This is a genomic window from Marinimicrobium sp. C2-29, from assembly GCF_038419845.1.
In the GTDB taxonomy this organism is placed as follows: domain Bacteria; phylum Pseudomonadota; class Gammaproteobacteria; order Pseudomonadales; family Cellvibrionaceae; genus Marinimicrobium.
Window position 1 is genome coordinate 35,565 of record NZ_JBCAQT010000011.1, and the last position, 15,096, is coordinate 50,660.

Sequence of the window (15,096 nt, forward strand, 5' to 3'; positions counted from 1 at the left end):
CTATGCATAACCGCTACCCTTTATGGAAGTATCTGCTCATTGTCCTGGTTGTTGCCATGGGCTTCATCTATGCCTTGCCCAACCTCTATGCGCCGGACCCGGCGGTTCAGATCTCCGGCCAATCCGGTGATGTGGCAATCGACCAGGCGCTGTCGGAGCAGGTTAAGCAAAAACTGACCGAAGCCGATATCGACTTCATCGCTTTGGAGCTGGGAGAGAACAGCCTGCTGGTGCGCCTCAGCGATGAAGATCAGCAAATGGCAGCCCGTCGGCAGCTGCAGGACGCTCTGGGTAGCGAGTATGTCGCGGCGCTCAATCAGGCACCCACCACGCCCGATTGGTTGATGGCCATGGGTGGACAGCCCATGCGCCTGGGTCTCGATCTGTCCGGGGGTGTGCACTTTCTGCTGGAAGTGGATATCGCCTCCGCACTGGAAACCCGGCAGGAAATTACCGCCGATGAGATGAAGACCACGCTGCGAGAGGAGCGCGTGCGTTACGGCGCCCTTGAGGTGGACGATGAGCAGAACATCGTGGCGCGGTTCCGCTCCGCCGAGCTGCGCGATGAGGCGCTCGACCTGCTGAGCGACGAGTACGACACCCTCAACTTCACCGAGCAGGACGAGGGCGAAGACGATTTCCGGTTTACCGCCACCTTGAGCGAAACCGCCATCTCCGAAATTGAAGACTACGCGCTGGGGCAGAACCTGGTGACCCTGCGCAACCGGGTGAATGAGCTGGGGGTTTCCGAGCCCGTGGTCCAGCGCCAGGGCGGCGACCGCATTATCGTCCAGCTGCCGGGGATCCAGGACACCGCCGAAGCCAAGCGGGTGATCGGTAAAACCGCCAATCTGGAGTTCCGTCTGGAGGCGGAGCCGGATGCAATGGTCTCGATGAAAGAGTCCTTTCCCTATCGCAGTGAGGAAGATCAACGCCGGTTTGGCGATGCCGAGCTGGAGCGGCGGGTGATTCTGACCGGTGATCACGTCGCCAACGCCAACAGCAGTTTCGACGCTGAAACCAATATGCCCCAGGTGAACATCACCCTGGACGGCCTGGGCGGCACCAAGATGCACCGGGCCACCCGCGACAACGTCAACCGCCGCATGGCGGTGCTGTTCATTGAGCACAAAACCCGGATCGAGACCGAAACCAACGAAGAAGGGGAGACGGTCGAAGTCCGGGAAAATTACGTTGAGCGTGAAGTGATCAGCCTGGCCAACATCCAGAGCGCGCTGGGCAAGCAGTTCCGGATCACCGGTCTGGAATCACCGGCCGAAGCCTCTGAGCTGGCGCTGCTGTTGCGCGCCGGTGCCCTGGCCGCTCCCATGTACTTTGTGGAAGAGCGCACCATCGGCCCGTCTCTGGGTGCCGAGAATATTCAGACGGGCGTGAAGTCGGTGGTCTGGGGTATGGCCCTGGTGCTGATCTTCATGCTGTTCTACTACCGGGTGTTCGGCCTCATTGCCAATATTGCCCTGACCGCCAACCTGCTGATTCTGGTGGCGGTGATGTCCCTGCTGGGGGCTACCCTGACGCTGCCGGGCATCGCCGGTATTGTCTTGACCGTGGGTATGGCGGTGGATGCCAACGTCCTGATCTTCTCGCGAATACGCGAAGAGCTCAAAGGCGGGTCGCCCCCCCAGTCGGCCATTTACAGCGGTTATGAACGGGCGTTCGTCAGTATTCTGGATGCCAACGTGACTACCCTGCTGGTGGCACTGATTCTGTACGCGATTGGTACCGGGCCGGTGCAGGGCTTTGCTGTGACCCTGTCGATCGGTATTCTGACCTCCATGTTTACCGCCATCATGGGAACTCGGGCGCTGGTGAACCTGATTTACGGCCGCCGCCGCAACCTTAAAAAGATCTGGATTTAAGAGAGCCGCCGTTATGCTACCCGATTCAAAAGTGATCAATTTTATGGGCTGGCGGAAAACCGCCGCCGCTTTTTCATTAGTGCTGCTGCTGGTGTCCATTGGCTCTCTGGCCGTCAAGGGCCTGAACCTGGGGCTGGACTTTACCGGTGGCTCGCAGATTGAGCTGGGCTTCGATCAGCCCGCCGATCTGGGCACCATCCGCTCCGCGCTGGCCGAAGAGGGGCTGGAAAACCCGGTGGCCGTCTACTTTGGCTCCGAGTCCGAAGTGCTGATCCGCACCCAGAGTGCGCTGCAGGACGGGGCGATCGAGCGAATCGAGCGCGCTCTGGCCGGTATTTCCGAGCAGGCCGGGATTGTCGAAATCACCAAGGCCGAAACGGCCCAGGTCGGTATCGCGGAAAACATCCGGCTTGAAGGCGTGACCGTTGAGCAGCTGCAAGAGGCCAATGTCTTTGATCAGAAATACTTTGGTAACACCGAGTTCAGCTCGGACAATGGCGCCGTCACTGTCGCGATCGAGAATACGCTGGACAACGTCTACGCCGAAACTCTGATGGCCACCCTGGCTGAGGCCACGGGTTCCTCAGTGGAGCTTCGGCGCAGCGAGTTCGTCGGCCCTCAGGTGGGTGGCGAGTTGCGCGATGAAGGCGGGCTGGGCATGCTGTTTGCGCTGGCGGTGGTTATGATTTACGTGGCGATCCGCTTCCAGTACAAGTTCTCTGTCGGTGCAGTGGCCGCCCTGATTCACGATGTGATCATTGTGCTCGGCTTTTTCTCCCTCATGGGACTGGATTTTGATCTGACGGTGCTGGCCGCCGTTCTGGCGGTGATCGGCTACTCGCTCAACGATACCATTGTGGTCTTTGACCGGGTCCGGGAGAATTTCCGCAAGATGCGCCGCGGCTCAACCCACGAAATCATCAATAGCTCCCTGACGCAGACTCTGGAGCGGACCCTGATTACCTCGCTGACCACGCTGCTGGTGCTGGTGGTTCTGTTCCTGTTCGGCGGTGAGTTGATCAATGGCTTTGCCACAGCGCTGATTGTCGGTATTGTAGTGGGTACTTATTCCTCTATTTACGTGGCGTCGAATATCCTCGCGGCGATGCATCTGACCAAAGAAGACCTGATGCCCCCGGAGCGCGAGGGCGAAGAACAGGAAGAGCTCGCGCCCTGACGCTGTGTTCCCTGACCCAGATGGGTGTCTGTGGTTCGACACCCATGGATAGCTTTGAGTAGCGACTATGCCGGACCGCATCAACATCTCTGATGACGAGCTCAATACCAACGATATTGAGCGTTTGCGCTCTTTGGTCGCCCGCTACCGGCGTATTTTCAACGGTAGTGGCTACGGTTTCTGGGAGTGGGACCTGACCACCCACCGCATTGACTGGTCCGGCGGTTTCTGGGAGTCCCTCGGCTACAACGGCGAGGATATGGAGCGGGTCAGCGACGCTCACCAGCTCCCTGACTTCATCCACCCCGAAGATCGGGAGAACATGCTCGAGGCGGTGCGCGAACACCTGCGCAGCGGCGAGCCTCTGAGCACCTCCTACCGCATTCGAACCCGCGACAACGACTATGTCTGGACCCAGGTGCGGGCCAACTCCATTCGCGACGAAGTGGGCCGGGCGCTGTACATCTCGGGTGTGAACTTTGATATTACCGAGCTGAAAAACGTTGAGGCGGCGCTGCGCGAAAGTGAAGCCCGTCAGGCCCGGATCATCCAGGCCTCCAACGACGGTATCTGGGAGTGGTACGCCGATCGGGAGGGGTTCCATTTCTCCAACCGCTGCTGGGAACACCTCGGCTACGACGAGAAAGACGATATCGTCAATCGCGGTCAGAACCGCCTCGCCGTCTGGCGCTCCCATATCCACCCGCAGGATCTTCCCAAGTTTGACCAGACGCTGGCCGATCACATGGCCGGTCGGGCCCCCTTCGATATCGAATACCGCATTTTCGGCAAGAACGGCGACATCCGCTGGATCCGGGCCCGGGGTCGGGCAAATTTTGATCATCAGGGCTCGCCGGTGCGCATGTCCGGGACCAACATGGACATTACCGACATCAAGCGTGCGGAAGAGCGGGTCGTGCAGGCCAAGGATGCCGCCGAGAAAGCCAACCAGGCCAAGTCCGACTTTCTCTCCAGCATGAGCCACGAGCTGCGCACGCCGCTCAATGCGATCCTGGGTTACGCCCAGCTGTTCCAGTATGACCAAAAACTTTCAGAGGGGCAGGGGGAGAATGCCCGTGAAATCCGCAAGGCGGGCGAGCACCTGCTGCAGCTGATCAACGATGTGCTCGACCTGGCGAAAATTGAATCCGGGCGCATGACCTTCTCCATGGAGCCGGTGCTGGTCTCACGGGTCGTGGCCGAGTGCTTCACCCTGATTCAGCCCCAGGCGAATGCCCAGGGCATCAAGATTCACGCCGACATGAACCGCCTGGAAAGCACCTACGTGGTGGCCGACAATGTCCGCCTCAAGCAGGCACTGTTGAACCTGATCAGCAATGCGGTGAAATACAACAATGTCGGGGGCGAGGTCGAGGTCCGGCTGACCGAGCAGGAGGGCAATAAACTGCGCATCAGTGTGCGCGACACCGGCGACGGCATTCCCGCCAGCCGCCAGCACGAGGTGTTCCAGCCCTTCAACCGCCTGAATGCCGAGTACTCCAATGTGGAGGGCTCCGGCGTCGGCCTGGTGATCACCAAGCAATTGGTGGAAATGATGGCCGGGAAGCTGAATTTTGACAGTGCCGAAGGCGTCGGTACCGAATTCTGGATGGACCTGCCGCTCTCCACCCAGTGGAGCCAGGATCTGTTGGCCCCGGCCGACCGGCCCAGACGCGGTGAGCACGAAGCCGAGATGCTGGCGATCGAGCGCGACTGCCGGGTGCTCTATGTGGAGGACAACCCCTCCAATATCCGACTGATGCAACAGGTGTTGGGGCGCTACCCGAATATGCAGCTCGAGGTGGCCGAAGAGGCGTTTCTGGGGATTTACAAGGCCCGCAGCGAGCTGCCGGATGTGATCATTCTGGATATCAATCTGCCCGGTATGGATGGCTACGAGGCGCTATCGGTACTCAAGCGCGACCCGGTGACCGCCGGTATCCCGGTGGTGGGGCTCTCGGCCAATGCCATGCCCTACGATATCGAGCGCGGTAAAAAGGCGGGTTTTTTTGATTACCTGACCAAGCCGGTGGAAATCAATCATCTGATTCACACCCTGAACAAGCTGTTGGGCGAAAAAGTCCCGGAGTGAGGTAGGGTAGGTTTGTGGTTACGGCAGGTAAGCGAAAGCGCCACCTGCCGAAAATGGCCTTACTTGACGTGGCCGAGGTGCTTTTCCACGATCTGCAGAATCGGCTTGAAGACCTTGGGCGTGCCGCAGACGATGTGGCCGGAGTCCATATAGGATTTGCCGCCACGAAAGTCGCTGACCAGCCCGCCGGCTTCCTGTACCAGCAGAACCCCCGCCGAAAAATCCCACTCGTTCAAATGCATTTCCCAGAAGGCGTCAAAGCGGCCGGCGGCCACGTAGGCCAGATCCAGCGCGGCCGAGCCCGCCCGACGGATGCCCGAAGTCTGGCCGGCCACTTCGTTGACGCAGGCCAGAAAGGGCTGGATCTTGGCGTAGGCCGGGCCGTCGAACGGAATACCGGTGCCGATCAGTGACCCTTCCAGGCCGCGACGGCTGGAAACCCGGATCCGACGGCCGTTCAGGGAGGCTCCGCGCCCCCGGCTGGCGGTAAACTCTTCACGCTTGACCGGGTCCAGGACCACGGCGTGCTCAACCCGACCTTGGTACAGGCAGGCGATGGAGACCGAGAAGTGGGGCATGCCGTGGACGAAGTTGGTGGTGCCATCCAGCGGGTCGATGATCCAGACGTAGTCGGGGTTTTTGCCCTCAATCGTGCCGCCTTCTTCACCGCGAAAGCTGTGGTCCGGGTAGGCTTTGCGCAGGGTCTGGATGATCACCTGCTCGGCGCCGCGATCCACCTCGGTCACAAAATCGTTGGGGCGCTTGTTTTCCACCTTGACGGTGTCGAGCCGCTCAAAGGAGCGTTCAATCAAGTCACCGGCCTTGCGCGCGGCGCGCAGGGCGATATTCAGCATCGGTTCCATAGGGCAATCAGTCTTTTCTGGGCTGTGGGAAAGAACGTGGCGAAGGTCACTTCGCGAAGGGCGCACAGTATAACGGCAAGCATCCGCCCCCGCCAGTTGCACGGGGCAATTCCGTGGTAGAATGCGCGCCTTTTTAGTCCGGACGAGTTTTTACCATGACTGCCAGCTCTTTTGACAATATCCGTATCGTTCTGGTCAACACTTCCCACCCCGGAAACATCGGCGGAGCCGCCCGCGCCATGAAGAATATGGGCCTGTCGCGGCTCTATCTGGTGGAGCCCAAGGAGTATCCCTCGGAAAAGGCCCTATGGCGCGCCGCCGGCGCCATGGATGTGCTCGACAACGCCGTGGTGGTGGAAACCCTGGAAGAAGCCATTGAGGGCTGCGGCCTGGTGGTGGGCACCAGTGCGCGCGAGCGGCGCATCCCCTGGCCGCTGATCGACCCGCGCCAGTGCGGCGAGCGCTGCTGGCAGGAGTCGGGCCAGCACGAGGTGGCCCTGTTGTTCGGTCGGGAGGATCGCGGCCTGACCAACGAGGAGCTGCAGAAGTGCCAGTACCATGTGCACATTCCCGCCAATCCGGAATACAGCTCCCTGAATCTGGCCACCGCCGTCCAGGTGGTCTGCTATGAGCTGCGTATGGCCCATCTGATCGAAAAAGAGGGCACGCCGCTGGGCAATGTCGAATGGGACGTCCCGCCCGCCAAGGTCGATGCTATGGAGCGCTATTTCGAGCACCTGCAGCAGACCCTGGAGACGCTGGACTTCCTGTCGCCGGACAACCCCCGCCAGACCATGACCCGCCTGCGCCGCCTCTACCACCGCATCCGCCCGGATGAGATGGAGCTGAGCATCCTGCGCGGCGTGCTCACAGCCACCCAGAATTACATTTACCACACGGACAAGCGCCTGGCCGCGCTGGAGAAGGATTCCGGCGGCGAGAAGTAGGGGGTGAGTGGTTGTGGCGGATGCGCTTGACGCTTATCCGCCCTACGTAAACTTGATGTAGGGCGGATAAGCCTAAGGCGCATCCGCCAAAGAACCTCCAAAGTCACATCATCCGCCACAAAACCGCGGCCTCCCAAACACCCCAAAACCGAATCCGATTGGACAAATCCAAATAGTTGAGTAAAATACTCGGTTATAGGGTGACGGCTTGGCTCCAGAGCCATTCACCGTCCAAAGTCCGACTTCAAGAGGCGAATCCGACAGCGATGAGACTCACCACCAAAGGTCGCTATGCCGTCACGGCCATGCTCGACCTGGCGCTGCACAGCGATAAGGGCCCGGTCAGCCTGGCGGACATCTCCGGTCGGCAGGGCATTTCCCTGTCCTATCTGGAACAGCTGTTTGCCAAGCTTCGACGCCAGAAGCTGGTAACCAGTGTGCGCGGGCCGGGCGGTGGATATCGGCTGGCGGCCGAGCTGGAGGGCATCTCCGTCGCTCAGGTGGTGGATGCGGTCAGCGAATCGCTTGACGCCACCCGGTGCGAGGGCAAGGGTGACTGCCAGCACGGCGAGGTCTGCCTCACGCACCACCTGTGGGAGGATCTCAGCACGCAGATTCACCAGTTTCTCAACGGCATCTCCCTGGCCGATCTGGTGGCCCGGCGCGACATTCAGGCCGTTCGGGCCAGACAGGATCAGCATCAGCACTCGACCGCCGAACAGATTGCCTGCAGCCAGCTGTAGCGGCTCGTCAGGCAGCGGGTTGAACCGCTCAATTTGAACAGACCACGTTGAACAACGGAAGCAGTAGAGGTATTACCGACAATGGCCCAAAGCGCGCCGCGCCAACCCGTCTATCTGGACTACGCCGCCACCACTCCGGTTGACCCGGCGGTGGCGGCACAGATGACGGCATGCCTGACGCTGGACGGCACCTTCGCCAATCCCGCCTCGCGCTCGCACTTTTACGGCTGGCAGGCGGAAGAGGCGGTGGAGACCGCCCGCCAGCAGGTGGCCGACCTGGTGAATGCGGACGCCCGGGAAATCGTCTGGACCAGTGGTGCCACTGAGTCCGACAACCTGGCTTTGAAGGGCGCCTGGGAGGCGCGTCAATTGGCGGACCAGTCGGCCGGGCACCTGATCGTCTCGGCGATTGAGCACAAAGCGGTGCTGGATGCGGCGGGCTGGCTGGAGCAGCAGGGCGTGGAGGTCACGCGCCTGAAGCCGGACGCCGAGGGGCGGGTGAGTCCCGAGGCGCTCAAGGCCGCGCTGCGTGATGACACCTTTCTGGTGAGCCTCATGCACGTCAACAACGAGCTGGGCAGTGTCAACGATATTGCCGCGCTGGGCGCGGTCTGTCGGGAGCACCCCTGTCTGTTCCACGTCGATGCGGCCCAGAGCGGGGCCAAGGTGCCGCTGGATGTGGTCGCCCAGAGTGTCGATCTGATGTCGCTCTCGGCCCACAAAATGTATGGCCCCAAGGGCATCGGCGCGCTCTATGTGCGCCGTCACCCGGAGGTGCGCATCAGTGCCCAGATTCACGGCGGCGGTCATGAGCGCGGTATGCGTTCGGGCACGCTGCCCACACATCAGTGTGTGGGCATGGGAGCCGCAGCTCAGCTGGCGGTCGAGCGGCTGGGGGAGGAGCCCAAACATATCGCCGCTCTGCGCGATCGCCTTTGGGCGGGCATTGCCGATCTGCCGGGCGTACAGCTGAACGGTCCGCGCGAGGCCCGCGCCTGCGGCCATCTGAACATTACCTTTGCTGGCTGCAATGGCGAAACCCTGCTGCTGGCATTGCGCAAATTGGCCGTAGCCACCGGCTCGGCCTGCACATCGGCGAGTCTGGAGCCGAGCTATGTACTCAAGGCAATTGGCCTGAGCGACGATCTGGCGCAGGCGTCGCTGCGTATCAGTCTGGGGCGATTCACGACTGAAGAGGAAGTGGATTTCGCCATCGATCATATTGTCGAAGTAGTGACCAAGCTGCGTCGCAAGACGGCCTGACCGCCGCCGATGATCGAACAGGCACAACGAACAAGTTAAAAGACAAAACAGAAAAGCACCACGCAACCGAATTTAGTTAGCTAACCCACCCCTCCAACGAGGGGGATAGAGGTGAAGAGATGGCAGAAGAACACGTTGAAAAACTGATCAAACGCGAATACGCGGCCGGCTTCCATACCGACATTGATACGGACACCATACCGCCGGGTCTGAACGAAGACACGGTGCGCTTTATTTCCGCCAAGAAGGGCGAGCCGGAATGGATGCTGGAGTGGCGTCTGCAGGCGTTCCGTGCCTGGAAAGAAATGCCGGAACCCAACTGGGCCCACGTGAGCTATCCGCCGATCGATCTGCAGGCACTGTCGTTTTTCTCGGCGCCCAAGAGCATGGAAAACCGGCCCAAGAGCCTGGATGAAGTGGACCCGGAGCTGCTGCGCACCTATGAGAAGCTCGGCATTCCCGTGCACGAGCAGGAAGCGCTCGCCGGTGTGGCCGTGGACATGGTGTTCGACTCCGTCTCGGTCGTGACCACCTTCCGGGAAAAGCTCAAGGAAGCCGGCGTGATCTTCTGCTCCATCAGCGAAGCGGTCCATGAGTATCCCGAGCTGGTGAAAAAGCACCTGGGCACCGTCGTGCCCCAGAAAGACAACTATTTTGCCGCCCTGAACTCGGCGGTGTTCTCCGATGGCTCGTTTGTGTTCATCCCCAAGGGCGTGCGCTGCCCCATGGAGCTGTCCACTTACTTCCGCATCAACGAGCAGAACACCGGCCAGTTTGAGCGCACCCTGATTGTGGCGGAAGAGGGCGCCCATGTGAGCTACCTCGAGGGTTGCACCGCGCCCATGCGCGATGAGAACCAGCTGCACGCCGCCGTGGTCGAGCTGGTGGCCGAGGACAATGCTGAAATCAAATACTCCACCGTGCAGAACTGGTACCCGGGCGATGAAAACGGCAAGGGAGGTATTTTCAACTTTGTGACCAAGCGGGGTCTTTGCAACAAAAACGCGAAGATTTCCTGGACCCAGGTGGAAACCGGCTCGGCCATTACCTGGAAATACCCCAGCTGCATCCTGCGCGGTGACAACAGCGTGGGCGAATTCTATTCGGTCGCGCTCACCAACAATCATCAGCAGGCCGATACCGGCACCAAGATGATTCACATCGGCAAGAACACCCGCTCGACGATCATCTCCAAGGGGATCTCGGCCGGCCAGAGCTCCAACGCCTATCGCGGCCTGGTACGCATGAACCCGGGCGCCCAGGGCGCGCGCAACTACACCCAGTGTGATTCGCTGCTGATCGGCGATCGCTGTGGGGCGCACACTTTCCCCTACATCGAGAGCAAGAACCCGACGGCGGTGGTGGAGCACGAGGCGACCACTTCCAAGGTGAGCGAAGATCAGATGTTCCTGTGCCAGCAGCGCGGCCTGGACCCGGAAAAAGCGGTGTCGATGATCGTCAACGGCTTCTGCCGGGAAGTGTTCAAAGAGTTGCCCATGGAGTTTGCGGTCGAGGCCGGCAAGCTTCTGGAAGTGAGCCTTGAGGGCTCGGTTGGTTGATTTGGGTTGTGGCGGATGCGCTTGACGCTTATCCGCCCTACATGAACCTCGAGGGATTCGTAGGGCGGATAAGCCGCAGGCGCATCCGCCAAAGAACCACGAAGCTTCCGTAGGGCGGATCGGTCCGACGTTTCGGAGCCTAAGGCGCATCCGCCAAATACCAACAAACTATCCAACCAAATCAAACAAAGAATTCGCGATTGACTGAAAATTGGAACCAGACACTATGTTGAACGTTAAAGACCTGCGCGCCAGCGTGGAAAATGAAGAAATCCTCAAGGGCCTGAGCCTGGACATCAAGCCCGGCGAAGTGCACGCGATCATGGGCCCCAACGGCTCCGGTAAAAGCACCCTGGGCAACGTCCTGACCGGGCGCGAAGCCTATGAAGTCACCGGCGGCAGCGTGCAGTTCAACGGCAAGGATCTGTTCGAGCTGGAGCCGGAAGAGCGCGCTCGCGAGGGCCTGTTCCTGGCATTTCAGTATCCGGTGGAAATCCCCGGCGTCAGCAACATGGAATTTCTCAAGGCAGCAGTGGATGCCCAGCGTGAACACCAGGGCGAGGACGCCATTTCCTCCGTAGACTTTCTGAAACTCGCGCGCGAGACCTGCAAGCAGGTGGATCTGGATCCGTCGTTCCTCAAGCGTGGCGTCAACGAAGGTTTTTCCGGCGGCGAGAAGAAGCGCAACGAAATTCTCCAGATGATGCTGCTCAAGCCCCGGCTCTGCATCCTGGATGAGACCGACTCGGGCCTCGACATCGACGCGCTGCAAGTAGTGGCCGATGGCGTCAACGCCATGCGCGCCCAGGATCGCAGCTTCCTGGTGGTGACCCACTACCAGCGTCTGCTGAACTACATTGTGCCCGATAAGGTGCATGTGCTCGCCGGCGGTCGTATTGTCAAAACCGGCGGCAAAGAACTGGCGCATGAACTGGAAGCGAAAGGCTACAGCTGGCTCGAAGAGGGGGTAGCGTAACGCATGAGTGATTTCCAGCAACAGGCCCTGCATCTGGCGGGGCAGCAGGACAGCCCCGAGTGGCTGGCGGATGTGCGCAAAAGCGGCGCGCAGCAGTGGCTGCATGCGCCCTGGCCCACACGCAAAACCGAGCTGTGGAAATACACTCCGCTGGCGCCGCTGCAGAAAAGCGAGTTTGGTCGCTGGGCTGACGAGAGTGCGGGCAAGGCCGCCGACTGGCAGCAGACGTTTGAATGGCTCGAGCTGGACGCCACGCGTCTGGTGTTTGTCAACGGCGTGTTTGCGCCCGAAGCCTCGGATGAACTGCCACCTGAATTGGTGCGTTTCGGCGATGCCAACGCCGATCAGAAAAAAGTGATCGAGCAGCACCTGGGTCAGATCGTGGACAGCAAGCGACACCTGTTTGCGGCGCTGAGCAATGCCTGGGCGTCGGAAGACGGCGTACTGTTGCATGTGCCGCGCAATGGCGAGCTGAAGAAGCCCGTTTACGTGGTGCATGTTTCCACTCCCACCGAGACGCCGGCCACCGCCAACCAACGGTTGTTGGTAGTGCTTGAATCCGGCGCCCAGGCCAGTGTGATCGAACACTTTGTGTCCACGGAGGATACCCAGAACGGCTTTGTGAACAGCCTGGCCGAAGTGGAAGTCGGGGACAATGCCCACTTCTATCACTACCGGATCAACCTGGAAGAAGAGAACCTGCTGCACGTGGGCGGCACGCACGTCAATCTGCAGCGCGCGGCGCAGTTCCGCGGCTTCACTATTGCCCAGGGCAGCCCGCTCAAGCGCATTGATTATCAGATCAATCACTGCGGCGAGGGCGCACACCTGGACCTGCAGGGCGTGTATCTGCCGCGCAACAAACAACTGGTGGATTACCACACCAACGTCGAGCACAAAGTGCCCCATGGCACCAGCAAGGAAATCTTTCGCGGCATTATCGGCGACTCGGCCAAGGCCGTGTTCAACGGGCGGATTCATATCCACCCCAAGGCCCAGAAAACCCTGGCCGAGTTGAGCAACAAGAACCTGTTGACCTCCGCCAAGGCCGAAGTGGACACCAAGCCCGAGCTGGAAATTTACGCCGACGACGTCAAGTGCGCCCACGGCGCTACCGTCAGCCAGCTCAACCGCGAAGCGATGTTCTACCTGCAAAGTCGTGGCATCTCGCGCGCCGAGGCACAGGTGATGCTGAACTTCGGTTTTATCAACGAGCTGTTGAAAGATGTGGCCGAGCCGGCCGTGCGCGAATACCTGGGACCGAGACTGGCCCAGTTGTTCAGCCCCAATAGCGAACTTTTGAAGCATATCAGTTATGAATAAAGCCATTAGCCAAGAGCGACAGCGATGAATAAAGCTGAGGTCATATCAGACACCCAACGCTTTGACGTGGAAGCCGTGCGCCGGGATTTCCCCATCCTGCAGGAGCGGGTGAACGGGCATCCGCTGGTGTACCTGGACAACGCGGCCACCACGCAAAAGCCGCAGGTCATGATTGATGCCATCAGCCACTATTACCTGCACGATAACAGCAACGTGCACCGCGGCGCCCACGCCCTGGCCGAGCGGGCGACGGAAAAGTTCGAGGGCGCCCGTTCGACCGTGGCCGAGTTTCTCAATGCGCCCAGCCGGGAGCTGATCCTCTGGACCCGCGGCACCACCGAGGGCATCAACCTGGTGGCCAACAGCTGGGGGCGTACCCAACTGCAGCCGGGCGACCGGATCCTGGTATCGGCCATGGAGCACCACTCCAACATCGTGCCCTGGCAGATGGTGGCCGAGGCGACAGGGGCCGTGGTGGAAGCGATTCCGGTGGACGAGACTGGTACCCTCGACATTGGCGCTTTTGAACAGATGCTCGATACGCGGGTCAAAATGGTATCGGTAGGGCATGTGTCCAACGCCCTGGGTACGGTCAATGCCGTCGACGACATCATCGGCCTGGCGCACCGCGCCGGCGCGAAGGTGCTGATCGACGGGGCCCAGGCCATCGGCCACTGGAATGTGGACGTGCAGGCGCTGGATTGCGATTTTTACGTCTTCTCGGCGCACAAACTGTTCGGGCCCACGGGGCTCGGCGTGCTCTACGGCAAGCGCGAGCTGCTAGAGGCCATGCCCCCTTATCAGGGCGGCGGCGAGATGATCGAGTCGGTCAGCTTTGAGGGCACCACCTACAACCAGCTGCCCTACAAATTTGAGGCGGGCACCCCGGATATCGCCGGCGCCATCGGTCTGGCGGCCGCCATCGATTACCTCAAGGGTATCGACCGGGAAGCTGCAGCCGCGCATGAGCGCGCGCTACTGACCTACGCCGTGGAAAAAGCCCTGGCGACGCCCGGGATCAGACTGGTGGGAACCGCGGCAAACAAAGTCAGCGTCCTGAGCTTCCTGGTGGAAGGCACCCACCCCAACGACCTGGGGATGCTGATGGACCAACAGGGTGTGGCGGTGCGCACCGGACACCATTGTGCCCAGCCGATCATGGATCAGTACGGCATTCCCGGGACAGTGCGCGCGAGTTTCAGTTTTTACAACACCTTCGAAGAGGTGGATCGGCTGTTCGAGGCCCTTGAAAAAGCCCGAAAGTTTTTTGAGTAGTAAGCGATTATTATCACAGGAGTAGAGTGAGATGGCAGTAGAAGCATTTGATCCCACTCAATCGACCGTGTCGGTCACTCCGGCAGCGATTGAGCACTTCCGGCGGCAGCTGGACCAGAAACCGGATGCCCAGGCCGTGCGCCTGAGCGTCAAGGAGAGCGGCTGCACCGGCTTCATGTACGTGGTGGACCTGGTCGACCAGGCCAAAGACAGCGACCTGCGCCACCCGCTGGCGGAGGGCCTGGACCTGTTTATCGACCGCGACAGTCTGAAGGTCGTCACCGGAACCGAAATCGACTTCGTCACCGAAGGCGTCAACCGCCAGCTGAAATTCCTCAATCCCAACGCCCAGGACCACTGCGGCTGCGGTGAAAGCTTCAGCGTCAACTGAACCCTTGAGCGTTAACTGAAACCTTGCCGGACCACTCATGACAGCCAGTGAAAGACGTATGGTCGTCGCCCAGGCGGACTGCCCAGCCCGCCGGGTGCCCGATGGCACACCCCTGACCATCCCCATGGACACCTTCGTGACCATCACCCAGTCACTGGGGGGCAACTACACACTCACCTACCACGGACAGATGGTACGGGTAGACGGCACCGACGCCGCCGCCCTGGGCCTGGAACCCCAGGAGTTGAACTTCGACGCGCCGGGCGACGACCGCATCCACGAAGACCAGATCTGGCACGCCCTGAGCACCGTCTACGACCCGGAAATCCCGGTCGACCTGGTCAACCTGGGGCTCATCTACCGGCTCGACATCGACCAGGACCAACACAAGGTCCGCATCGACATGACCCTCACCGCCCCGGGCTGCGGCATGGGCCCCGTCCTGGTAGGCGACGTTGAACGCCGAGTAGGCAAAGTCCCCAACGTCCAACAGGTCGAGGTCGAACTCGTCTTCGACCCACCCTGGAACCGGGAAATGATGACCGAAGAAGCCCAGCTGGAAACAGGCATGTTCTTCTGACTCTCACGAATCTTTGAAATAGCACAA

13 protein-coding genes are annotated in these 15,096 nt (G+C 60.5%); 12 read left to right on the forward strand and 1 reads right to left on the reverse strand.

Features of this window, described 5'->3' with window-relative positions:
- Nucleotides 1-2 precede the first annotated feature (2 nt).
- From secD to AAE484_RS11765, 3 genes are all read left to right on the forward strand, one after another.
- Nucleotides 3-1,880: a protein translocase subunit SecD gene (gene secD, locus AAE484_RS11755; RefSeq protein WP_341938590.1), complete on the forward strand. Its 1,878-nt coding sequence runs from the start codon at nt 3-5 to the stop codon at nt 1,878-1,880.
- Nucleotides 1,881-1,893: 13 nt separating this feature from the next.
- On the forward strand, nt 1,894-3,057 hold the full coding sequence (gene secF / locus AAE484_RS11760; protein ID WP_341938591.1) for a protein translocase subunit SecF: 1,164 nt from the start codon (nt 1,894-1,896) through the stop codon (nt 3,055-3,057).
- Between the two features lie 67 nt (nt 3,058-3,124).
- Nucleotides 3,125-5,149 carry a PAS domain-containing protein gene (locus AAE484_RS11765; protein ID WP_341938592.1) on the forward strand — a complete coding sequence of 675 codons (2,025 nt, stop codon included), beginning with the start codon at nt 3,125-3,127 and terminating at the stop codon, nt 5,147-5,149.
- A 59-nt stretch (nt 5,150-5,208) separates the two neighbouring features.
- Here the strand turns inward: AAE484_RS11765 and AAE484_RS11770 are convergent, their stop codons facing one another.
- A complete protein-coding gene (locus tag AAE484_RS11770; protein ID WP_341938593.1) occupies nt 5,209-6,012 on the reverse strand; it encodes an inositol monophosphatase family protein in 804 nt (267 codons plus the stop codon).
- Between the two features lie 155 nt (nt 6,013-6,167).
- Here AAE484_RS11770 and trmJ point away from each other — a divergent pair, with 155 nt between their 5' ends.
- The 9 genes from trmJ to sufT all read left to right on the forward strand — a co-directional run bounded on the left by trmJ (nt 6,168) and on the right by sufT (nt 15,069).
- A complete protein-coding gene (gene trmJ / locus AAE484_RS11775) occupies nt 6,168-6,959 on the forward strand; it encodes a tRNA (cytosine(32)/uridine(32)-2'-O)-methyltransferase TrmJ (RefSeq protein WP_341938594.1) in 792 nt (263 codons plus the stop codon).
- Nucleotides 6,960-7,225: 266 nt separating this feature from the next.
- Nucleotides 7,226-7,702, forward strand: a complete 477-nt coding sequence (gene iscR / locus AAE484_RS11780) for a Fe-S cluster assembly transcriptional regulator IscR (RefSeq protein WP_341938595.1) — start codon at nt 7,226-7,228, stop codon at nt 7,700-7,702.
- Between the two features lie 81 nt (nt 7,703-7,783).
- Nucleotides 7,784-8,965, forward strand: coding sequence for an IscS subfamily cysteine desulfurase (locus tag AAE484_RS11785; RefSeq protein WP_341938596.1), 1,182 nt, complete (start codon nt 7,784-7,786; stop codon nt 8,963-8,965).
- Between the two features lie 119 nt (nt 8,966-9,084).
- Nucleotides 9,085-10,524, forward strand: a complete 1,440-nt coding sequence (gene sufB / locus AAE484_RS11790; protein WP_341938597.1) for a Fe-S cluster assembly protein SufB — start codon at nt 9,085-9,087, stop codon at nt 10,522-10,524.
- Nucleotides 10,525-10,750: 226 nt separating this feature from the next.
- The gene (sufC, locus tag AAE484_RS11795) at nt 10,751-11,500 is read left to right on the forward strand and encodes a Fe-S cluster assembly ATPase SufC (protein WP_341938598.1); all 750 of its coding nucleotides are present in this window, start codon (nt 10,751-10,753) and stop codon (nt 11,498-11,500) included.
- Between the two features lie 3 nt (nt 11,501-11,503).
- A complete protein-coding gene (sufD, locus tag AAE484_RS11800; protein WP_341938599.1) occupies nt 11,504-12,823 on the forward strand; it encodes a Fe-S cluster assembly protein SufD in 1,320 nt (439 codons plus the stop codon).
- A gap of 24 nt (nt 12,824-12,847) precedes the next feature.
- Nucleotides 12,848-14,098: a cysteine desulfurase gene (locus tag AAE484_RS11805; RefSeq protein WP_341938600.1), complete on the forward strand. Its 1,251-nt coding sequence runs from the start codon at nt 12,848-12,850 to the stop codon at nt 14,096-14,098.
- 31 nt (nt 14,099-14,129) lie between these two features.
- Complete coding sequence (locus tag AAE484_RS11810; protein WP_341938601.1) at nt 14,130-14,489, forward strand: HesB/IscA family protein; 360 nt, start codon at nt 14,130-14,132, stop codon at nt 14,487-14,489.
- Between the two features lie 37 nt (nt 14,490-14,526).
- On the forward strand, nt 14,527-15,069 hold the full coding sequence (gene sufT, locus AAE484_RS11815; RefSeq protein WP_341938602.1) for a putative Fe-S cluster assembly protein SufT: 543 nt from the start codon (nt 14,527-14,529) through the stop codon (nt 15,067-15,069).
- The last annotated feature ends 27 nt before the right edge of the window (nt 15,070-15,096 follow it).